This is a genomic window from Arthrobacter sp. Soil763, assembly GCF_001428365.1.
Taxonomy (GTDB): Bacteria; Actinomycetota; Actinomycetes; order Actinomycetales; family Micrococcaceae; genus Arthrobacter.
The window spans coordinates 46,172-67,599 of the sequence record NZ_LMSH01000006.1 but is presented as its reverse complement, the minus strand read 5'-3'; the positions used below and the strand labels follow the sequence as shown (position 1 = coordinate 67,599).

General features: G+C 60.7%; 17 protein-coding genes. 7 read left to right on the top strand and 10 right to left on the bottom strand.

Going from position 1 to position 21,428, the window contains the following annotated elements; genetic code table 11:
* Positions 1-451: 451 nt before the first annotated feature.
* Together ASG71_RS15875 and ASG71_RS15870 are read right to left on the bottom strand one after the other, a co-directional pair.
* Positions 452-802 (bottom strand): DUF3846 domain-containing protein, encoded by a 351-nt coding sequence (locus ASG71_RS15875; protein ID WP_056741111.1) that lies wholly within the window; start codon positions 800-802, stop codon positions 452-454.
* 77 nt (positions 803-879) lie between these two features.
* Positions 880-1,308: a hypothetical protein gene (locus ASG71_RS15870; RefSeq protein WP_056741109.1), complete on the bottom strand. Its 429-nt coding sequence runs from the start codon at positions 1,306-1,308 to the stop codon at positions 880-882.
* 813 nt (positions 1,309-2,121) lie between these two features.
* On the opposite strand from ASG71_RS15870, the gene ASG71_RS15860 reads away from it, so the two are divergent.
* The 3 genes from ASG71_RS15860 to ASG71_RS15850 all read left to right on the top strand — a co-directional run bounded on the left by ASG71_RS15860 (position 2,122) and on the right by ASG71_RS15850 (position 3,855).
* The gene (locus ASG71_RS15860; protein ID WP_056741107.1) at positions 2,122-2,772 is read left to right on the top strand and encodes a helicase associated domain-containing protein; all 651 of its coding nucleotides are present in this window, start codon (positions 2,122-2,124) and stop codon (positions 2,770-2,772) included.
* A gap of 458 nt (positions 2,773-3,230) precedes the next feature.
* On the top strand, positions 3,231-3,563 hold the full coding sequence (locus ASG71_RS15855; protein WP_056741104.1) for a hypothetical protein: 333 nt from the start codon (positions 3,231-3,233) through the stop codon (positions 3,561-3,563).
* Positions 3,544-3,855 (top strand): hypothetical protein, encoded by a 312-nt coding sequence (locus ASG71_RS15850; RefSeq protein ID WP_056741102.1) that lies wholly within the window; start codon positions 3,544-3,546, stop codon positions 3,853-3,855. The genes ASG71_RS15855 and ASG71_RS15850 overlap by 20 nt, the downstream gene beginning before the upstream one ends.
* Positions 3,856-4,038: 183 nt before the next feature.
* On the opposite strand, the gene ASG71_RS15845 is transcribed toward ASG71_RS15850, so the two are convergent.
* Both ASG71_RS15845 and ASG71_RS15840 read right to left on the bottom strand, forming a co-directional pair.
* Complete coding sequence (locus tag ASG71_RS15845) at positions 4,039-8,859, bottom strand: DEAD/DEAH box helicase (RefSeq protein ID WP_056741100.1); 4,821 nt, start codon at positions 8,857-8,859, stop codon at positions 4,039-4,041.
* A 292-nt stretch (positions 8,860-9,151) separates the two neighbouring features.
* Positions 9,152-9,793: a hypothetical protein gene (locus ASG71_RS15840; protein WP_157366503.1), complete on the bottom strand. Its 642-nt coding sequence runs from the start codon at positions 9,791-9,793 to the stop codon at positions 9,152-9,154.
* Positions 9,794-10,003: 210 nt separating this feature from the next.
* Between ASG71_RS15840 and ASG71_RS16745 the strand changes: the two genes are divergently transcribed.
* The gene (locus tag ASG71_RS16745) at positions 10,004-10,177 is read left to right on the top strand and encodes a hypothetical protein (RefSeq protein ID WP_157366501.1); all 174 of its coding nucleotides are present in this window, start codon (positions 10,004-10,006) and stop codon (positions 10,175-10,177) included.
* Positions 10,178-10,206: 29 nt separating this feature from the next.
* Here the strand turns inward: ASG71_RS16745 and ASG71_RS15830 are convergent, their stop codons facing one another.
* Complete coding sequence (locus tag ASG71_RS15830; RefSeq protein ID WP_082575257.1) at positions 10,207-11,502, bottom strand: helix-turn-helix domain-containing protein; 1,296 nt, start codon at positions 11,500-11,502, stop codon at positions 10,207-10,209.
* Positions 11,503-11,721: 219 nt separating this feature from the next.
* Between ASG71_RS15830 and ASG71_RS15820 the strand changes: the two genes are divergently transcribed.
* On the top strand, positions 11,722-12,333 hold the full coding sequence (locus ASG71_RS15820; RefSeq protein WP_056741090.1) for a recombinase family protein: 612 nt from the start codon (positions 11,722-11,724) through the stop codon (positions 12,331-12,333).
* Between the two features lie 185 nt (positions 12,334-12,518).
* On the opposite strand, the gene ASG71_RS15815 is transcribed toward ASG71_RS15820, so the two are convergent.
* The gene (locus ASG71_RS15815; protein ID WP_056741089.1) at positions 12,519-13,511 is read right to left on the bottom strand and encodes an Abi family protein; all 993 of its coding nucleotides are present in this window, start codon (positions 13,509-13,511) and stop codon (positions 12,519-12,521) included.
* Between the two features lie 219 nt (positions 13,512-13,730).
* Positions 13,731-14,060, bottom strand: coding sequence for a histone-like nucleoid-structuring protein Lsr2 (locus tag ASG71_RS15810; protein WP_056741087.1), 330 nt, complete (start codon positions 14,058-14,060; stop codon positions 13,731-13,733).
* A gap of 942 nt (positions 14,061-15,002) precedes the next feature.
* Here ASG71_RS15810 and ASG71_RS15805 point away from each other — a divergent pair.
* Complete coding sequence (locus tag ASG71_RS15805) at positions 15,003-15,872, top strand: HEPN/Toprim-associated domain-containing protein (RefSeq protein WP_235564167.1); 870 nt, start codon at positions 15,003-15,005, stop codon at positions 15,870-15,872.
* A gap of 597 nt (positions 15,873-16,469) precedes the next feature.
* Entirely contained in the window at positions 16,470-17,843 is a 1,374-nt protein-coding gene (locus ASG71_RS15800) for a hypothetical protein (RefSeq protein WP_157366499.1), read from the top strand.
* A gap of 481 nt (positions 17,844-18,324) precedes the next feature.
* Here the strand turns inward: ASG71_RS15800 and ASG71_RS15795 are convergent, their stop codons facing one another.
* The 3 genes from ASG71_RS15795 to ASG71_RS15785 all read right to left on the bottom strand — a co-directional run bounded on the left by ASG71_RS15795 (position 18,325) and on the right by ASG71_RS15785 (position 21,347).
* The gene (locus ASG71_RS15795; protein WP_056741080.1) at positions 18,325-18,696 is read right to left on the bottom strand and encodes a ParB family protein; all 372 of its coding nucleotides are present in this window, start codon (positions 18,694-18,696) and stop codon (positions 18,325-18,327) included.
* Positions 18,693-19,616 (bottom strand): ParA family protein, encoded by a 924-nt coding sequence (locus ASG71_RS15790; RefSeq protein ID WP_082575251.1) that lies wholly within the window; start codon positions 19,614-19,616, stop codon positions 18,693-18,695. The genes ASG71_RS15795 and ASG71_RS15790 overlap by 4 nt, the downstream gene beginning before the upstream one ends.
* Before the next feature lie 165 nt (positions 19,617-19,781).
* Complete coding sequence (locus ASG71_RS15785) at positions 19,782-21,347, bottom strand: hypothetical protein (protein WP_235564165.1); 1,566 nt, start codon at positions 21,345-21,347, stop codon at positions 19,782-19,784.
* Between the last annotated feature and the right edge of the window lie 81 nt (positions 21,348-21,428).

Below are 21,428 nucleotides of genomic sequence, written 5' to 3'. Positions count from 1 at the left end.
GGAGGCCCGTCTACCCGCAGGGCAAGGGGGAGGAAATTCCCGGAGGAAATCAGCGACGCAGGAGCGCCGGAGGGAAATTCCTGCACCGCAGGCCCCGACGAAGGAGGGGCTAGACGGGCCGGAGCGGACGCCTAGAATCCGCAGGACAGCAACAAAAAAACGTCGCAGACGTAGACAGGGCCAGGGCATCCGGAGCCCTGCGACGGAGGCACTGGACCCAACAGCCGGACGCGCCAGCGGACGCCCCTATTGGGGTGAGCGCTGCGAACCATTTAAGAGCACCCCAGGATCTGCACCTGGTGTGCTGCGGCCGGCTGGCCGCGCCGCCCTGCCTCCCGCTCGTGACCCTGGGCGGTTGGCGGTCCGCCGCAGGCAACCAGAAGCGGGACCCAGCCACGACGGCGGACCGCCAGCGGTGACCGGCCATGAAGGGCCGGTCACTGCTGGGGTGTCAGCTCACCGGCTGGTGTAGTCCGAACAGTTGCTGGGCGAGGTCGATCAGTTCTTCGGGCACGTCGGCCTCGTCGCCGTCTACCGTCTCGCCCAGGAACACCGCGTTCCCGCAGTAGACATCGGTCAGCACTCCGGTTTCTTCAAGCACCAAGAGCGCGGCGCGGCGGTTAGGGGCGAGGTTCAGGATTTTGCCTTCCTCGTTCAGGTAGAAGTGCCAGTCATCGCCGCTCACGGCTTCGATGTTTCCGGCCACGAGGGTTTGCAGGTTTTCCAGGCCGGCGTCGATGGTTTCGACCCGTGCCGGTTCGTGTCCGTCGGCGGGGATGATCAGGGCGGTGCAGGTGCTCATTAGGTGTTGTCCTCTCAAGTGGTTCGGTGGGGTGCGGTGCCCCGCCGCTGTCGGCGGGGCACCGGCTGTGACGCTGGTTAGGCGGCGTTGACCGTGTAGGGCATCCGGTAGCGGGACGGAAGTTCGGCGGCGGCTTCGGGGAGGTCATCCGGGCCGTGGGCCTGTCCGTTCTTCCAGTGGAAGAACGCCTGTTCGGTGATCGCGTCCCACTGCCGGGCCTTGGTCCGGTAGAAGGTGCAGCTGACGTCTCCCTCGCAGTACGTGGCGACTCCGAAGAGGTTGCCGATGCTGTCAGCGGTCCGCGTGGCCGCGACCATGACGTAGGGCCACTGGCCCAGGTCCCAGCCGTCGCAGCCCCAGCTGGGGATGACGGACCAGCCTTCGGCTTCGATGAGTTCCATCCAGTCGTAGCCTCCGTTCATGTGGTAGTCGCCCAGCACGGTCACGCCGTCGATGGTCTCCCCGGTGTCCTTGGTGGTCACCGTCTTGGTGGTTACTGCGTTCATGGTGTTGCTCCTTCTTGTCCGAGAAGTTGGGGTGAGTGGGGCGGCCTTTGGTGACCGGCAGGCCCGTCTACCCGCAGGGCAAGGGGGAGGAAATTCCCGGAGGAAATCAGCGACGCAGGAGCGCCGGAGGGAAATTCCTGCACCGCAGGCCCCGACGGAGGAGGGGCTAGACGGGCCGGAGCGGACGCCTAGAATCCGCAGGACAGCAACAAAAAAACGTCGTAGACAAGACAGGGCCAGGGTCTCCGGAGCCCTGCGACGGAGGCACTGGACCCAACAGCCGGCCGCGCCAGCGGACGCCCCATAACTGGTTGGAGCGCAGCGGAAACCAGAGGCCTTGATACGGTGGACAGGTTCCGCCAGTCACAGCGCACTCCTGTCCCGTGTGGCTCTCCTTACGGGGCATAGACTCCCAAACCTGGAGGATTACCGGAATGAGCCTCAGAAGCTTCTTTCAGCGGAAACCAGCCCCTGGATCATCTGCGACGCCGTCCCCCGCGGACGAGACTCAAGGCCAGGTCCTGTCACCCGAGGACCTGGCTGATCTGGAAGCGGCGTGGGCCGACCTCGCGGCGGCCGCCGAGGCATCGGAGATGACAAATTTCCGTGCCTGCACCCGCACGGGGAAGTCCTGGACCGGAGATCCGGCAGCGGTCAGGGCGGCAGCGGCAACGTTGCGGGAGTTCCCGGCGCTGGAGGACCGGCCGCCACAGTAGCTGCCCCATGGCCCGGTCAGCCCGGCGGGGCAGACCCAGCCCGTGCCGGTCCAAGTTCGCCCGTCCTCCGGGAGGGCCGTGGCAGGATGGGTCCATCATGGACAGGCGGTTGCGGCGCGCTCCGGACGCGGAATGGGTGCTGATGTACCGGCTCGGACTGAGCCGGCAACGCATCGCTGAGCTCGTGCGCGCCGAGCCCGCCACGGTTGGATACCACCTGGTCATCGCCCGCCGCCAGGACCAGCAACTCGAGGCCGCACACCACGCCGCCGCCGGCGCCAAACCCGGCCCCTCCCCCGCGGGCCTTGCCCGCATGGAAGAAATCATCGGCTGGATCACGTCCGAGGGCCGGCTCCCCCGTGACCGCTCCGAGCACAAGGCGGAACGGTCGATGGCCCGGTGGCTCTCCGATCGTCGGCGCGAAGCAGCCGAAGGAAACCTTCACCCGGCCTACCGCGACGGCCTCGCGCGGCTTCCGGGCTGGGCCCGGAATCACCGGACAGCCACGGACGAAGCCAGGTGGCATGACCGGCTCGCCCAGCTCGTGGACTTCCGGGCCGAAGGCCACGACTGGCCCCGCCACCGCCACTATGAGTCAGAGCGGGAACACACCCTCGGCGTGTGGATCCACACCCAGCGGTACAAACACCGCCGGAGCGAGCTCGACCCCGCGAAGATCAACCTCCTGAACGACGCCGTCCCCGGCTGGCAGACCGGGCGGACCCGGGGCCGGCTGGCCCGGCGATAAACGCACGGTTCGGCGCCTCCCGGAAGACACACCCACGAACAATTTGTGCCTGCCAGTAGACTCATCGTGGCTCTCCAGTCCCCCCAGCGTGGAGAGCCGGGAGCCTCCACGCTTGAGTCCATTGATTCGCGCGGAGGCTTCCTCATACCCCGATCAACCCCGCGGCCGACCATCCGGTCAAAACGGCACACCGTTGCGCCGGGTTGTGCCCATTGGGGGCAGGCGGAGCCCTCCGCACAGCTCAGGCTGTCCCCACTGGCGTGCAACCCGTCCTCCTCGGAGGGCCCGGGCAGGGGCACGGACCGCGGAAACGTCGTAGCCGCCCACCATACTTGGAGCTGCGTGGATCGTGCATCAGATGCAACTGGGCGTGTTCTACGCTTTTTTACGCCGCAGCTACTCGAAAGTGTTTTCTAATCAAAAAATATGAACTAGTACATAGGTCCTAAACTAGTCATATGAACCCGGAACAGTCAGCCCGGCTGCAGGCGCAGTATGCGCGGCGGGCCGGCCCGATCGGGCTGACGGTCGAAGAACTCGACTTCGAGCACTTCCCCGCCAAGAACGGGTTTCCCGGGATCCCGGTGAAGGCGTGGATCCGGTTTCCGAACTGCGCCGAGCTGGTGGACGGCGAGGTGTACGCCTGGACGGCCAAAGCCGCCGAAGTGACCTGGCGAGACGGTCCGGTGACCTACCGGACCTGGGTGTGGAGTTCGGCGGTCACCCGTCGGGAAGAAATGATGACCAGAAACTTGGGAGAACGCGTAGACCGTGACAGCAGTAGCGAATGAAACAACCCTGGACGTTGCCGTCGACGTCCGGTTCACCCCGGCCGGCACTCCCCTGGCCGTCCGGCATGAAGGCCGGATCTGGGCCGTGGCCGCGGACCCCGTGCACTGGTTCGCCCGGGACGCCTGGTGGGACACCCGGCGCACCGCGGCCGTCGGCAGCGGCGACCTGGTGAGTATCGAATACTGGCGCGTGCAGGTCCGCCTCAGCTCGAACTCGGCGCTGCGGACCTTTGAGCTGCGCCGCGACCCGCTGTCCGAACAGTGGCTGCTGGAGTCCATAACCGACAACTGAGCCCGGCCTGCGTAGCGGAGTTCCATGGACCTCACAGCCGGTGGTAACCGCCGGGGCTTGCCCCGGCGGTTACCAGTCGCGCTGGCCAGTGCCAGCATCATCTGTAGCTGTGGATGTACTCCACGTCGATAGGTTCGTCGAGCAACACCGCCGGCTACTCCGCATACTGATCTCCACAGTTGCTTACGGGGTGTGGACCATATCTGCAACCGCCAGGATGTCCAGCTCCGGCAAGGCATCTACGATCGCCATCGTCTCAATGCTTACCGTCACGATTCGGGCCAGAAGATCCAGGATGTATCGCGGTTCATCAACCTCTTTGGACCAATCGTTCGGGTCATTTACTATTCCTGAGACCTTGTCAGTCTTCACCCGGTACCGATCGATGATCCACTCCACGGCGGACCGCGCCCCGATCATGTACCGATACGCGTCCTCTGGGATGCCAGTCAACATGATTTTCGAGTTGAATACGATCGCGGTCTTGTCCGCCGACAGCTTGCCGTCCACTCGGTGTTTTCGGAACGCCATCTTCTCCACTCGGAAGAACTCGTACGGGTCACCCGACGGCTCGACGCTTAGTCCGACCAAGGGAAAGCGCTCCACCGACTCATAGCCAAGGTGCAGCTCGGACAGTGCCCTGCCAGCTTTCACGAAGGGCCACGGGTCAGAGACTAACGGGATGCGCGGCAGCATCTTTGTCAGATCCGCGGCGTACGCGTCGCGGTAATCAGGCGAGTGCAGCAGGCCATACACGTAGAAGAAGATATCGTCCTTGCTGATTTGGTCACCGGACACACCTTGGAACTTCGCAAGCAACTGATCGGTGATGTTGTCGATCTTGCGGTACCCGCCGACTATTTCACCGTCCATTTCAAACGAGAACGCACCGTTCCCCTCAACTGGCTCGTAACGGTATCGGGCGAACACAGCTCCCCCGCTGCCCGCGCCGGTCAGGTGGAGGTTGGGAATTTCGTCCGTAATGAGGATCGAGAACGGAACAGCGCTACTCATTCCGACGGTATACAAGATCATGTTCGAGAGTTGAGGAGTGGGAAACAGCTCCCTGTTGCCCCCCATTCGACTGTTCCACAGAGGATCAAAATACATCCACTGCTTGAAGAAAGGTCGGTAGGCACCTACACGCACGTTTTCGGAAAGGAAGGAAGTCTTCTTCCCCCGGCGAATCGCCTGAAGAAGATTGCTCGACCAGCTAATGCGCGTCGAATCTCGATCAGCCCATGCCGTGAGGGCAGCATCCGAAGTTCCGGCAGCTGGGCTTGCGCTCCAACGCCCCACTTCCTTATTAAAGGTACCTATGCAGACCCCGAGGGAGTCCTCAAGGCTTGTTCTAGACGACTGGTACACCCAGGCATCACGCCCAGTGTTGACACCGTGGGTGACGGATCCAAAGGTCTTGTCCAAGGCTGGATAGGCGGTGAAATCATCCCGCCTGTGGTTGATCCAGTCGCCATGCTCGTTGGGCGTGATGATGGAGAAATCGACACCAGCAACACTTTCCGCTGAGCCGACCAGTCCCAGCTTCTGTTCGCGGGTGAGACCGTCGCCGACCTCGGCATAATGAATAGTGGCAGGGCCAGTCTTTGCTGGGTCCTTGACGAGAATCGTGATCGCAACCGTTGCTCGGCTGCCTCCCCCGAAGACATTGCCGGCTTCCTTGCGGCGATCCTCCCCTGACCTGCGAGCATTACCCCGCAGGTTGTACACATAGATGGTGCTGAACTCATTGATAAGTGTCTTACGCATCCCATCGAACTGATTGGACTCCAGCCAGCCCCCGTTGGTCACGTACGCGATGACGCCGCGGTCTGGGATCCTAAGCGACGCCCAGCGGATCGCCCGGACATAGGGGTCATAGAGCTTGTTTTTCAACTTAGCCGTCGAGCGCGCAGCGTAAGTTGACCGGATCGATTCGTCGAGTGCGGGGTATGACTCATTGGCGTTGGCGTCGTTGGCCGTTTCCTGACCTCCCCTGTAGGGCGGGTTTCCCACGATGACAGTAATCGGGAGCTTCTTCAATCGCTCCAGCCGGGCATTGTTATCGCGGAACATCTCGTCGTCGAGGCGGTCACCTTCCTCCCACGATTGGAAGGTATCGGTAAGAACCAGGCCGGGGAACGGCTCGTAGTCGCCGGATTGTTTGTCCGCATGGTCGTGGTAGGCAGACTCGATGTTCACGGCTGCGATGTAGTACGCAAGCAGCAGAATCTCGTTGGCATGTAGCTCTTGGGCATACTTTCGAGGAAGGTCGGCCGCCGTAATTAGGCCAGACTGGAGGAGCCGGACCATGAAGGTGCCGGTACCTGAGAACCCGTCGAGAATGTGTACGCCCTCGTCGGTGAGGCCTTGGCCGAATTCCGAACGCAGTACTTCATCAGCAGAGCGGAGGAGGAAGTCGACGACCTCGACGGGCGTGTAGACGATTCCGAGCTTGTTGACGGTGCGTTTGAAAGCCGTCATGAAGAAGGTCTCGTATAGCTCGACAATGATCTTCTGACGGCCATCTGCGGTGTCGATGCCATCCACACGCATCCGGACCGAGTTGTAGAAGTCCTCCAGCTCGCTGTTTTCGGTGTCGAGCGACTGCTCGTCGAGAATTGCGAGCATCTGCTCCATGATCATTGCGATAGGGTTCTGCTGCGTGAAGTCGTAGCTGCCGAACAAAGCGTCAAACACGGGGCGAGTGATGAGGTGTTGGGCTAACATCTCGATCGCGTCAGAGCGGGTAATTCCTTCGTTGAGATTCGCCCGCAAACCGCTGAGGAACTTATCGAACGCTACGCTGACCTGGCCCTGGTTGCTCTCTAGCAGTGCTGTGATGCGCGTTATGTGGTTCTCGGCAATCTGCGCAACGTTCTTTGCCCAGTCCTGCCAGTACCGACGAGAGCCTACCTTCTGGACGATACGGGTGTAGATTGCATCTCGCCATTCGTCGAGCTGGCGCAGGTCGAGAGGCAGGGCGAGCTGCGTTCCTCCGCTGGTGCCGGCGCCTGAGCCCCCACCGACACCGATCACGTTGATCCGGTCTGACCGGTGCTTCGTCAGGTCAATCTTGTTGACCTCCGCATTGAACCGGTCGTCATGGGCGCGCAGGGCCTGGAGCACTTCCCAGACCACCCGGTACCGGGCGTTGTCTCGCAACGCTACTTCAGGCTCGATCCCTTCCGGGATGGCTATCGGCAGGATGATGTACCCGAACTTCTTACCCGGCGAGAGGCGCATGACCCGACCGACCGACTGGACCACATCCACCACCGACTTACGCGGGGCCATGAACATGACGGCGTCCAACCCGGGAACGTCCACACCTTCCGATAGGCATCGGGCGTTGGTCAGGATGCGGCACTGTCCGTCCGGCACCTCGGCGCGCAGCCAGTCCAACCGCGTGTTGCGTTCCAGGGCGTTGAAAGTACCGTCGACATGGCGGACCTCACAGTCCAGCACGTTGACTGGTTCGCCGTCGTCGTCGGTCTCATGCACCGCTACGTACTGGTCGACCAGGTTGGAGAACATCCCCTCAACCTTCTTGCTGGCTTTGATGGTCCCAGCGAATGCGACAGCCCGGCGCATCGGCTCCAAATCAGCGTCAAAGTTGTGCTCGATATGACCCTTCTTCGCCAGACCGTTCCAGCACCCCACGATCTTCGCCACGTCGTCGAGCTGGAGTTCCCCGCTACCATCGGCGAGCTGGGCCTGGAATGTCGACGCGACCGTCTTCCCGTCAACCGCGAGAACCAGCACCTTGTAGTCGGTCAACAAGCCCTTCGCGACGGCGTCACCGAACCCGAGCCGGTAAAACTCCGGACCGAAGGTTTCCTCGTTGTCCATCGACGCCAGAACGGCCGCGGCCTCACCGGCCTTCGTCTTGGTTGCGTCGTCGTAGATGCGCGGAGTCGCGGTCATGTACAGGCGCTTTTCACCTTGGATGTATGTGTCATCGTGTACTCGCACAAACGGGGACTCGTCCTCATCCGCTAGCGTCACCCCGGTCGTGCGGTGGGCTTCATCGCAGATAATCAGGTCGAACGGCTCGAGTCCAGCCTCGCGTTGAGCCTTCGCCACCACATCAATCGATTGGTAGGTGGAGAACACCACGGTCATCGACGATGAATCCCTTTTGGCTTGACGCAGACGCTCCGCCAGGATCGGGATATTCGTCGTCGCCGGTAGGGCAAGGTCGACCGTTGCAATGTCCTCGACGTCGGCGTTCGCCGAGCGCTTTGTTGATTTGCGGTCAGAGCACACTGCCAGCGGATGCAACCGAGTCTCCGACTCGACCGCCCACTCCCGCAGCGTCTGGGACAGTAGCGAGATTGACGGCACTAGGAACAGAACAGACCCGCCCGGCCCGACCATCTGTTCGGCTAGTCGGAGCGAGGTGAACGTCTTGCCTGTGCCGCAAGCCATGATCAGTTTGCCGCGGTCGTGCTCGCCAAATTTCGCCGTGGCTGCAGCAATCGCATCCACCTGATGTAGCTTTGGAGACTTTCGACCCCTAGTGACCAAAACCTCGGGAGTCTCGATCGAGAACTGTTCCCAGTCGACTGGCGATGCCTCCAGATCGGACATCCCGATTCGCCGCACCGGAACCTGCTGGTTCTTGATGGCATTCTCGGCGTGCAGGTTCCACTTGTCAGTGGTGGACACGAGGATGCGCTCAACGAACCCCTCCTTACCGGATTCGGACAGGAACGTGTCGATGTCGTCCTTGCTGATCGTCGAGGTCGGCGCGTAGAACTTGCACTGGATGGCCACGTACTGATCAGTCACCCGGTCCCGCGCCACCAGGTCAATACCTGTATCGTGCTTCCCACCGTTACCCGGCCACTCCGACCACAGCCACACCTCCGAAAACTGGTCGGCGTACACAGGGTCGGTGGTCAGAAATGCCTTCATGAGGCGTTCAAAGCGGGTCCCCTGGTCTACCTTTGAAAGCGCGGAGTCTCGGAGCTGGTCGAGCACGTTGTACACGGTTGTGGGCATGGATCAATATTGCACGATTTATACGTGCATCAAGGACGCGCCCTTGGCGGGGACGTTCCCCCGCTGATCCTGATTCCGGAATGCCGCGTAATCTGACCGTCCCGTAGGGTGTCCCAAAACTCCCACCCCCTCCAGGGCAAGGCATTGACGCGGGCCGTGAGGTCGGGAGTGTCGCGCAGTTCGTCCAGGGTGTCAGTTTCAGAAGTCGTCTGCACGGAATGTCAGAAGCCGTTTGCACCATTAGCTCGACGAAGCTGGTCCATGAGGTGGAACTCCGCCCGTTGACCGGGGCCTATCCGCGAAGGCAGTGCAGGTCAGTCAGCCCGATCTTGTCTCCGGCGCCGGTATGGTCCTCGAGCTTTACTATGGCGTCCTTGCCTTGGGTGAGAGCGGCAGTGATGCTGTTCGTCATCCCCACCGAGGCGCCTCCCCTATCGATGGTGGCAGCCACGTACAGGCCGCCCGCGCAACCGTTGGGCGCCATTGTCGTTACATGTACATAGCTGCAGTTCGAGTATCCGCAGGTGTATTCGGACTTGTCGGCGTACTGGTAGTAGAAATCTCCGGCGAACTGAGTCCAGCCCTGGGCTTCCATCTGCCTCTTCACGGAATCAGATTGCCGTGTGGCCTGGCTCGCGTTGAAAGCGGCGGCGTCCGCAGCGGCCTTCTCGGACTTCGCCTTGTTGTCCTTTGCCACCTGGGCCCAGAAGGCCGCCGAGTCCTCTTCCTTCTTCTTCTCGTCCGCTTCTGTCTTTGCCTGCTCGGCTGCGCGGGCCTCGGCCGCCTGATTTGCCGGCAACCCCACACCGAACCACCACCCGCCGCCCACAAGCGCCACGAGGGCGACAGCTAGGACGATAGTCAGTGCCGTTCGGTTACGCTTCCGCGGCTTCTGCCCAGGCAGAGGCAGTCCCTTCGTCGGATAGATTTGCATGTTTCCCCCATTGACTGCCGGACGGCGCCGGCGATGACATTTCCTCTGACCATAAGGGACTCGCCGCAATACGCCCCATTAAGGTGGGCCTTCTCGACGTTGCTCCCATTTGTCAGATTCCTACAACGTCTCAACTTGGTCCCAGTTTCTAGGAAATGGAACACCACCGATGTATGCGCCCTGAACCTACCTCTGACGTAACCTCTTCTCATGGCCGACTTCGTCACTCCACGCGATCTCTCTCACGAACTTGGTGTTCCCCAAAAGAAGATTCGGGATTACCTGCGCCAAACGTATGGCCTGCTCGCGACGCGTAACGAGGTGCGCTGGCAGCTGGACGCAGATGAGGCAGCTGCCGCGAGACAGCATTTCCGGGCCATCTGAGGAAGTAGACCAGGATCAGTCTGGCCGAGTTAACTGTTCAGAACACCTGCTTGGATTCCTTCCAAAAGGTCGGAGGTGACACCCTCCCACCCAAACCTGCCGAGCAAACGCTTTGCCGTCTTTACGGCCAGAGATCGTGTTCCCGAAAGAACTGCCTCGTCTGTTATGAGAACTTCCTCGCTCCTCCAGCTGGGTGCGGAGTAGATGTAATCCTGGTGGAATCCGCTGCGCCTATCGTCTGCGACAACGAGCTTTGTGCCTGCGATGTTGTATGCCTCGAACCGAACAACCATCGGTTCGGCAAGTGCCAACTTGGTCTTTAGGCGAGCAGCAAACTCGAGTGCCTCCGTGAAGTTAAGGAGCGGGAACCAAGCGGGCATGTTGCCCGCGGCCTCGGAGTTTCCCCCAAAAGAATCCCAGTCGTTCGGCCAGTCCCCTATTGCCTTAAAATCAGCGAACAATCCGCTGGTGAAGAACCGCCAGGTTTCATTGTGCGTCCCCCACGTCGTTGTCTCCCCGACAAAGACGTCACCGTTGACCGGATTTTCCACGAGCGGGAACGGCCAACCCCTTAACCTAACGGTGGCTTCCCGGACGCAACGCTTCATCTCCTCGTACGGCACCCTGTCGGCTTCAAAGGACTGCGGATAGATCAAATGGCGGAAGTGGGGCTGAGCTGTGATACCGACGAGTTGAGGATCAGCAGCCATTGCATCAATCTGCTCCTGGAACTGTTCGGCGTTTGAGGGTACAGCTGGGGCCGGTTCACCCAGCCTCGTAAAAAGACCGGCTCCAGCGGTAGTTTCCATGAAGCGACGTAGGCCCTTCTGTGTTGCCAGATCGAGGACTTCGCGCATCTCGTTCTGCGTGTGATACATCGAGCTTTCAGGTTTCCGCAGCGATCTCGTGTACAGCTGCCCAAGCGCCAGAGTGTTCTGGTAGTCCTTCATGCAAAGGGACGGGATCTCGCTGAATTCTGATACCTCGATGACCACTACCGGTTTACCGTTTGGATGCTTGCGCTCCTCTATTCGGAGGATCAATGGAGGGTCAGCGTAGCGGTTGAGCTTGTCGGCCACAGTATCCAGATTCTTCCAATCCCGGAGTTGGTTTTCATCAAGGCCATTATTTTCGCCCTGTGGATCCCGGTCATCTACTCCGAGCACGATGTTTCCACCATCACGCTGGTTGGCGAGTGCAAGTGCCGCTCTGGCGACCAACGCCACGAAGGCCTTGTCTGTGACGTCGCCGGCAGACTTGAATTCGACGCTGCGAGTTTCGTGACCAACGGTAAGGACCGCGGCGAGTTCTTCGTTGCTCAACATAAGGCGAAGTGTATCTGTCGCGCTGAAAGCTCTTGGTCTTCGCCGTGACTAATACAGTACAGATTCAGTCAGGAACGTCCGTCCCACTTCCTAGGAAGTGGAACGCCCAAGACCGGTCCTTGCAAAAGTGGCGACACGCGACCAGATTTCGTTCCGCAACTATCTTCTTTCAGACGTCCCGTGCGGAGCGTGCAGAATAAGTATCGGTACAGTGGATACATGGAAATTGGGTACGCCCGCGTCTCGACCGCGAAACAGGACCTCGACCGGCAGATTGACGCACTGCGCGGCGAGGGCATCCCCGCCAAACATATCTATGTGGACAAGAAATCCGGATCCACTACAAACCGGCCCGGACTGCATGAAGCCCTCGACCAGGCCCGCGATGGAGACGTTATCGTGGTGCACACTCTGGACCGGTTGGGACGTACCGTCCGGGACACCCTGAACCTGATCCACGACCTGGCCGGCCGCGGTGTCGGGGTCCGGAACCTGGCTGACCCGATCCGGGTTGATTCCGCCAATCCAGAGGATCCCATGTCGCAGTTGGCAGTTGTGATGCTCGCGCTCTTCGGCCAAATGGAACGAACCTACGCGATCGAACGCGCAGCTCACGCGCGTGCCGTTGCTGTCGCTAAAGGCAAAAGGATCGGCCGGCCCAGCGTGATCGATCCAGCGAAGCTTGCCTATGCCGCCCACCTTCGCGACCAGGAAAATCAGTCGATCTCCGAGATCGTCGAAGCCACGGGTATCGCCCGCTCCAGCCTCTACCGTTACCTGCCGCCCCGTCCGCCGGAGACGCTGACCGCCGAGACCCAGCCGAACGACTAAAAGTCCCGAACGTCGGTGGCGGTTCGTGCAGGCAACTTCAGACAGAATGAAGGTGGGTGCACGCGACTTCAGACAAAACGACGGTTTGTGCACGCGACTTCGAACATTTTCGTGTCAAGAGTCCTCTGCACAAGCCCCGTAGTTCCGCGGAATCCAGTGCAGACGACTTCTGAAACCGACAGTGCCTAGGCTTGCCAAAGTTCTAGGCTTGTCCAGTCATCAGGCACTCCGATGGAATGCTTGGTCAAATGCCCCGCTCGAGGGAACGAGCCGACGAGCTCGACTAGGCGTTCGGTCCAGCCGCCGTTGGGATCGATCACACGAAGCATGTATGCCATCACGGCCAGGGCGTTATACAGACCAAACACCTGCTTCGACGACTCTTCATCTCTTAGATGATCCAAGAGAGGAACTTGCCCCTTACTCGGCCGTTTCGGCGCAGTAACAAGTTTGCGGTTGAAGATCCGGGCGTGGTGGGCAGCCACGTTCCTCACATAGTTCAGACTCGCAATCCAGCTACTCATCACTCGCTTCGACGGTACCGCGTAGGCGGTGGCGATCTCCGTGGCGATCGAGTTCGTCAGTCCAACGTATAAGCGACTGAGGTGCCCCAGCTCCATGATCTCCGTGAGCGCCCAAATCGGCATCTGATCGTCGTATTTCTCTCGGAAATGGGTCACAAAGGCCTCGTCGGATCCGTTCTGTCGCTCTCGCATCCGGGCGATCCATTGCTCGTGTTTGCTCGGTGCTGGTCCTCCCGTGGCTGGATCCACTTGTGTATCCGTGAAAGATCCTACGAACGTGGCAGGTTCGAGATGGGAAAAGGCCGAACGTCTGCCCAACACATATCCGATCTGCATGCGGAGCGAAATTTCAATCCTCTCGATTCCATCAAGGATGAGCATCCGCAGTCGACGGTCGAAGTCGATGAGTTCCGCGGCGTCCCGCATGGAAGTGCCGACTCGATAGTGGTTGAGGACCCGTACCCGTGGACGGCTGTCATCGTCCACGTACTGCTCCGACTCACGGAATGGGTAGAGATAGCCGGTAAGTCGGTAGTAACCAACCGCGCAAAGCAGTTGTACACCGCTCCCGTCCTCGGGAACGCTGACACCGCGTAAGGCAAGCTTTTTGGCTTGGTCCTCGACGGACAGCCATTGCTTTGTGTACTCAGCCACGAATCCCCCGGTTAAAAGAAAATCAGCCCGAGCCGTGAGGCGAGCGGGCTGATCATGATGAACAAACCGTATCACGAACTGTCCAGTAGTCAGGGCATGGCATAGCGCCCCTGGCTTGAGCCATCTGGGAAGCCGAACGCCGATAACAGCGCCTACTTCGTGTCGCCGACAGCGCCCCATTTCACTTCAGGGCAGCGCTTCCGTCTGGGTGTTGGGGCTCTATCCTTGGGCAGCGTCATAGGCTCTTTCGATGGCCTGGCTGATGCGTCCACGAGGGCTGGGGTTGTATCCGTTTTCCGCTGCCCACTTGCGGACCTTCTGAGTCTCGTCCCTACTCATCGACGGGGCACGGCCGGCCCTGGGACCGGTCGGGCCGCGCAGACGCCGGCCCTTCGCCGCGTACCGTTCCAGCGTTCCGCGCAACTCGGCGGCGTTATCTGCTGAGAGGTCGATTTCGTAGTCGGTGCCATCGACGGAAAACCGAATGGTTTCCTGGGCTTCCTCCCCGGAAAGATCATCGATCAGCTGGACATGGATTTTGCGGGCCAACAGGGGTCCTTCGTTCGTGGTTCATGCTGTCGTCTCCCCCACAGCCAACGCCAGCCTTCGCCCTCTACACTATTTCACTTCCAGCATCATCAAGACCGCAGAACAACCGTCAGGCGCGGGAGGCCGCTATTTCAATTTCCCAGCGTGGCCTCGGTTATGAAGCTCGTCTCCCTCTTTGCGCCAATCAGCGAAATAGACAATCTCTAGGGGGCGGCGCCGTTCTTGAACCTTCCATGCACCTAGGCGCTTCTGGGCGTGTTCTACATAAGTACAGGCGAGCCCCCACCAATATCGGTCAAAGGTTTTCGTGGGTGCGCTGTCAGCTGCGGGATCTACAGCGATTGCCGCCGGGGAGCCAAAACAATTCGCTAGCGCCTGACGGATGCTTACGCGCAGGTGTCTAGCTCCTGTTGGCAGCATCGCTTCCCAGTATTGGCACTCCCATTCGAATTCCCGCATGACTTTGCTGATCTCAGCAGCTGACGGGACTCGCACGTCAGCATGCTCGATCAGAACGTGAACGGGCCACAGGGCCTCCGTGATCTTGTCAACGGCCCGGTGTTGGGCCTCATGCGAGGACCGTCGGCGTTGATGGAGCTCTCCCCGAACCAAAGCCACAGCCGATATAAGAACAGCCACAACAGCCACCCAGAATTCCCCGTTCATGGACGAGACTGTACTTGCTCCTGGCATAGATAGTTTGATCCCATCCCAGTTAGTCAAAAACCCCTGCACCATCAGGTGACGCTGCATGATTGCGGAGACGAGTTGTGCCGGGCCGACAGCGGGTTATTCTTCATCCCCACAAGGCAGGTACCAAGTACATTCACAAAGGGTCATTTTTGAGTGTCGCGTATCAGAGTGAGCTGCACCCCCATGTTCCGCTCGGGTGGCTCTGCTCACCGAATCGAAGCTGAGTGACAGGATAGGGACGTGGGCACAATGATCTCGCTGGCACTGAACGATATCGACATTGATTGGGGCAAGAATCGCCGCTGGACCAATCACCACTGGCTTTTTCCGCCGGGGAGCATCACTGACGTTGTGTACACCTACGCCGGCGGTGTCACCGAGACGAAGCCAGGGTTCACAACGACCCTGAACGACGCTTACCTCCGCCTCTGTCATCTCGGCTATTCGCAAACGGAGACGAAAGATAAATTCGAGAGAGTGCTGGGTCGTTGGAACCGAACCTCTGACTTGCGTCTCTCGTATGCAGACTTCCACGAGACCCTGGTCAGCATCGACTTTTCGTCGCTCACGTCGGCGGACATGGAGCCCTTCATCTGGGATTTCCGGCGCTTCCTACTAAAGCGGCTCACCGAACGGGGCATCGAGGATGACCTATCTCTTGAGGATTTCATCCTGGAGGAGCTCGACCCCGTGTTCACCATTAGGGCTCTTGCCGACCGGGTCGAGAATCGCCCCCTACCTCTTTGTTGGCAACATTACGACCTTCTTGAGAACGGCTGGGTTTCGCTCGAGGATCTAACCGATATTGACCGTCCAAGCTACATGGTGAACCACACCGTGCTGTTTGGGCGGCTTCAGGAATACTCCCAGGCAACAACTGTGGCGGCATTCGATAACTGGCTTAGGAATCGCAAAGTCCCTCGGACGATGGTCTATAGGGAGATGAGAAATGGCGTTGTAACCTCGCGTCTGACAACCATGCCCACGGCAGTACGTCACATGATTCATCATCCGGAGAACCCGTACAACGTGTTAGCCGATGAGACCCTCCGCGAGAGTGTTGAGATACTGCTCGGCGTAGCTACGAAGCTATCCGTTCCACTCCCTGGGCTCTCCTAGTGGCTCGGAGCGTGTGTCTTAGGAGGTCTCACGTGGCCTTCATGCGTTGCTCCCCAATCGACGGTAGCCGACAGGAGCGGCAATCCCTCGCCGCAAAAATGTCGGCATGGTGGGATATCTTGCGCATATGACGAAATGGCCACGCGACAATTACACAGGGCCCGGAGGGGGCCTCTACACCGGACCCAAAGGCGGATTCTCCACCGGCCCGGGCGGAGGGGCTTCCACCGGGCCGGGCGGCGGGCTTTCCACCGGCCCGGGAGGCGGGCTTTCCACCGGCCCGGGAGGCGGGCTTTCCACCGGCCCGGGAGGCGGAATGTCCACGGGCCCGGGAGGCGGGCTTTCCACGGGTCCCAAAGGCGGACTCTCCACCGGACCGGGCGGCGGGCTTTCCACCGGCCCGGGAGGCGGGCTCTACACAGGTGCGTGCACTGATCCCTACCGTAGCAATTGGCCCCCCGCACCCCAGCTACTCCAATACTTAAGAAATTCGGGCCGGGCCAACGTCGCCGATCTTCTTGAACGTGCAGGTTGGAAGTAGCCGTTGAAAGCGTTGACCCCAGGGGCAGACTCCCGCGTCGGGTACTGTCATAACCCATGGGAATAACGTACAAAACGACCGAAGTTTTCAGCCCCGGTAAGGCATCGTCGGTCACCTATGTTCACCGCGAAAATCGTGCTGCCGAAAGTCAACTGGCCAAGGAAGTTCGACGTGGCGGCAATATTGTATCCGTCGTGGGGCCTACCAAGATGGGCAAAACAGTTCTGGTGGGGCAGGTCGTCCAGGACAAGCTTTGGTTGGAAGGGCAGTGGCTGGGCGACATCGACGCTTTTTGGACGAAATTAGCCGTCCAGCTGAATATCCCGTCGACTAAGACAAGCTCGAAGTCGAAGAGCGATGTGGCCAAGTGGAGCATCAAGGCGAAGATTGACGTCGGAGCTGCCAGTCTCGCCTCCGACATTGGTGGCGACCATGGAAAGACGCTGCTTGACGGGTGGTCTGTTGATATCCCTCAGGATCAAGCCGTAGTAAGGGCGTTGCAGGACCTCAAAACTGCCGGCCGTACTCACAGCATCGTTATCGACGACTTCCATTTCGTCGCCCCCTCTGTTCGAACGGAAATTATCCGTGCGCTGAAGCCGCTCGTATTTGCCGGCATTCCCGCAATCCTCATCACGCTCCCCCACCGGAAGCGTGATTCCTTCACGGGCGTTGAAGACATTGGAGGCAGGACCCGCACCATCAGCGTCGAAGCGTGGTCCGATCAGGAACTCAAACAGATTGCCCACAAGGGGTTTGAGGCCCTGAACCTCAAGGACGCCGGTGACGCCATTGCTGACCGCCTTAGTCAAGAGAGCTACGGCAGCCCGGAACTAATGCAGCGGTTCTGCCTTGAACTCTGCGAGGAAGTGAACGAAGTCCTCGAAACCGAACGATGGACTGTTCCGCTTGCCTCCCCCACTGGTGATTGGGCAAGTTTTTTCACCACGATCACAGACGAGCAGGCGACCGCCTGGCTGGAGAAGATAGCTCGGGGACCGAAGTCTCGGGGTAAAGCGAGGAATGTTCTTCCTCTCCACGACGGTCGTCAGCTCGATGGCTACCAGATTCTCTTGGCAGCCATGAAGAGCCTAGGACCTCGCCTCTCGATGACGGTTGATGATCTGAAGCAAGAAGTCGTGGCCTTACTTGCGCCTGGAACCGACATTCGGAAGGTACAGATCACCACGAAACTCATCCACATGAGTGGCATTGCGGCGACCTCGCTTCAGGACGCTCCTCCCGAGGTTGATGAGGACGAGGAAGTTATCGTTGCGGCGGAAGCAGAGGAAGACCCGTCGGCAGGATCTGTTCAGCCCGTATTTGAGTACGCTCCAAATGAAGTGCCGGAGACCGTTAACATCGTGGAACCGTTTTTGGCGTTCACGCTCCGATGGCATGGAGACAAGTACCTTCAGACGAAGGCCTGAATGTCCCTTAAATAGATCGGGCCGGCAGTTTTGAACTGCCGGCCCGGTCTATTCTCCCTCTGCAAAGGAAATCCGTGGTTCAGCGTAGCTGAACGGGTTGTGGTGCTGCCGCGGCCCAGTTACCTCGTTGTTCCTGGTGGCGCGGCCGGAGTTTCACCAACCGGGTGGTCGCGGTTGATGGCGGTCCGTCGCTGGTGAGTGGCTGGTGTGGTTCGCCCTGGGCGGCGGACCGCCCGGCTTGCGGGAGGATCCTCGCACCTGGAATGGTAGGGCCGGGCGGCTGCTTCGGGAAGCCCTCACAGCAAAGATCCCGGAGGGGCACAAGCTCCTCGCGATCCGCACCGACCACTGACCCCGGGAAGTGCTCTCTAGGTCAGTGCCGGGATGCTCCTCGCGCTGCGCGTGACAGTCATCGACGGGTGGCACTCTGACGCGAACGCCGCCCTTGAAGTCAATACTGTCTTTGACAGTATTGACTTCATTAGGGTTGGAGCCTCCGTCCCGGCGCCAGCTTCTGGATGCCGCCCGGGAAGTTTTCGCCGCCGTTGTGGACCCGCTCTCTGCGGGCCACTTCCATGAGAACCGCGCGGGAGATGAAGTCCGACCAGCTGCGGTCCGCCTCCTGGCCGCTGGTCGCCGTGTAGGCTGCCTTCGCCCGCTTCAGGTCGTCCGCTGCCATGTAGAAAGTGATCTGTTTGGAAGCAGAGGACGGCAGCGGCTTGGTCGCAGCCGCGGCAGCCTCTGTCTCTGGCGGCGGGGCGACTCGGTTCGATTTGATCAGATTCTGGACAGCGGGAGTGCCGGCATTCCTGCGCGGCGGCGGGCCGATGGGGTTTCGGGTGGACTCGGTCATGATGCGTTCCTTTTCTCGGCTGCTTCCAGGCGGGCGACGAGTTCGTGGGTGACTTGGTACAGATCCTCTGCAACGTTCGCGGCTGACCGCGGCTGGTTCTGCACCGCCTGGGCGGTGCCTTTACGGACTTCCCACCATTTGGGGGCCGCCTTAACCTGTTCTTCGAGTTCGTGCACGAGCACTCCCCTGTCCCGCGCGGCCTGGGCAGGTGCTTCTGCGTGCCGGACCATGCCCTTGAAGAGCACCGAATCGTCGCCGAAGGTCTCCGTGATCGCTTCCCTGGTTGTCCGGTGGACGTTGGTTGCCGTAGGTGACGTCGCGGTGATGATGACGCCCAGGAGGTCGAGGTTGGGGTTGACGTCCAGGACTGCGTCCAGGCGCTTTGCAACACCGACGAGTCCTTCTCGGCCGGCTTTATCCGTCTTTGTGGGCACCACGACGTAGGACGCTGCGCCGAGCGCAGCGACTTGAAGGGGTTCATTGCCGGGCGGGCAATCGATGAGGATGACGTCATAGTCCGCCGCGACTGGGAAAAGCGAACGAGCCAGGGCCAGCTTCGACTTGCTGCTGTCACGACTCCCCATGGAAATGAGGCCGGCGGCGGCTTGGTCTAGCTCGCCGCCACCAGGAACGACGTCCAGGTTTGCGCGAACGTCTTTCAGCGGAGCCAGCGGCACGCCAAACAGAAGGCTTTGGGCGAGGGCGCTGCCATCGTCGTCCTGGGGTTCGTGCCGGTAGCCGAGGTCGAGGCCGAGGTTTCCCTGTGGGTCCATGTCCACGAGCAAAACCTTCCAGCCGAAGCTTGCCAGGAGGGCGCCGATGTTGGCCGTGAGGGTCGTCTTAAGGACCCCGCCCTTGCCGTTAACGAACCCGCAGATTCGCTCCATGCCCGTCCGGTCGAACCCTGTTGGAGCTGCCATCTTGTCCGCCCTACTGTCGCTACTGTCTTTGCTATCATTACTAGCTTTACTGTCTTTGACTTCAATGCCGTCAAAGACTTTTTTACAGTCAACACTGTCTTTGCCGTCTTTGCAAGCGTTACTGTCAATACATGTATTGCCTGTATTGACAGTAACGCTTGCGTCTCACGCGGCCTGCCATACGTGGCCGGCATAGGTCCCGTCGTCTTCATCCGGGGGGATCCAGTACGTTTCCGCCTCTGCGTCGTAAACCTCGTTCTCAGACAGCTCGGGTACGAGGTGCCTGTCCAACCACGCGTGCCAGCGGGCCCGCTGCAGGCGGTGTCGCGTGATCTGCTCAGCAGCATCGTCGAGGGCGCCTAAGCGGCGCGCCAGGTCGGTGAGATTGGTTGCGACCACTACGGTCCAGAGTCCGTTGCTGCGCTGGATCATGTTGTGGGCAGCCATCTCTGCCAAGGCTTTGTCCACGGCTGACCGGCTCAGGGCTGTCGAGCGGACGATTTCTGCTGTTGTGGGGGAGAGGCGGCCGCGTTCGATGGCTTCGTAGGTGAGTGCAGCGACGTCGCCCAGGACACGAAAGACAGGACGGATACCGTAGATCTTTCCGCGCCGCCACGAGAGGTCTCGGGCCAGCTGTTCGAAGTGCGATGGCAGTTGGACGAGGTAGGTGTCCGCGTTGCGGCCGCGGGCGGCCGATACCTTCGTCAGGATGCCGTCTGATGCGGATTGGAGAGCGGGCAGGAGCCTGGCTACGGTCCCGTGGTGCTTACCGAGCGCGCTGGCAAAGGTCCGGCAACCGACGTCGAGTAGGTCAGTTTCCATTGTTCTCATGTAGCCAAGAACCGCACGGAGCAGCAGCCGGAGGCTCAAGCCCTCTCTACCGCGTTCTTTGAGCCGGTGGTCGAGGACTGCGTAGAGCACATTTTCCAGATCGTTCACAAGCTGGTGCGCACCAGCTTTGCTGGTGGTTTTCGTTGCCCCCCCCGTGGGTTGTGGGCGGCTTGTGTCGTTAATAAGGGAACTAGGCGCTCCGGTCTTGGGGGCTGGCTTTTTCTGGACCCAGCCGCAGGCATTCGCCCACTCCTTGTCCAGGAGCCGGTCGCTGTGGCTCTTGTCCTTGTAGAGGGCTGCGAGGCCCGGCAGCTGGCCGGCCATTTCGCGCCGGACCTGCTCCAGGGTCCAGCCGCAGGCCGCGAAATGGTTGAGGACCGCCATGCGGGCCTCTGAGGGGCTGGCGTAGCGGTTGGTGTCGTACAGGCCCGTGCGGGCGAGGACCCGCATGGGTGACTGGCTGCCGCCGAAGGAGAGCGGACTAGTGCCAGGGGCCGCTGCGATAGTAGCGAGCTTGGCCGCTCGGGCTTTCAGGTCACGGCGGCGGCGCAGCTCCGGGGCCAGGGCCCGGCGCAACGCGTTCCATGCCTCGGCCTCGTTACGGCGACGCAGCGTGTCGTAGGCGGTCGCCAGGGGAGTCGTGAGGACTTGATGGCCGCCGGCTTTGTGCGCGGATCCTGGGACTCGGATGCAGCCGTCGGTGATGTTCTGGTGGGGGCCGGGGTCGAGGCTGGGGGCCAGTAGCGTCAAGGCTTCTACTACCTCGCGGGCCTCGGCCGCGGTGACACGGTCCGCGAGCGGGACGTACAGGTGCCGGCCGCCGCTGGGGGAGTAGTCCGCAACGTAGCGGATCCCGCAGCGCTCCAGCAGCTCTCCGAGGCGCCTGGCATCGTCGTCCACAACCCCTTGCAGCGCCTTGGAGGTATCGAGGTCGAGACAGATGGTGGCTACTGAGCCATCCGGCCCGTGAACAAGGACTGC